1 protein-coding gene is annotated in these 410 nt (G+C 63.2%); it reads left to right on the forward strand.

The genetic code is table 11. The annotated features are described in order from the left end of the window. Nucleotides 1-410: hypothetical protein (locus tag MMG91_RS28845; protein WP_310661458.1), on the forward strand; the 410-nt coding region annotated here is incomplete at both ends.

The raw sequence follows: 410 nt of genomic DNA on the forward strand, positions 1-410 counted from the left end.
GAATGGCGCGTGGTCGGGCACTGGACCGATGAGGGCGACACTTACCAGTTCGACTATGACCTCGTCGCCGGTGTCACGCGCATCACCGATGGTCTGCAACGCGTCAGCACACGGCGCTGGAACGCCCAGCACCAGATCACCGAATACACCGACAACCTCGGCCAGACCTGGCAGTTCGAGTGGAACGACGAACGCCAATTGCTCAACGCCACCGACCCACAGGGCGGGCGCTACGAATACAGCTACGACGACGCCGGCAACCTGATCGGCGAAACCGACCCGCTGGGCCGCAGCGACTCGACCTTATGGCTCGAGCACTGGGCCTTGCCGCTGGTGGAAACCGATGCCGCGGGCAACAGTTGGCAATATCGCTACGATCAGCGCGGCAACTGCATCGCCGAAACCGATCC

Origin of the sequence: Pseudomonas sp. JL3, assembly GCF_031570575.1 — a bacterium.
Lineage (GTDB): Bacteria > Pseudomonadota > Gammaproteobacteria > Pseudomonadales > Pseudomonadaceae > Aquipseudomonas > Aquipseudomonas cucumis.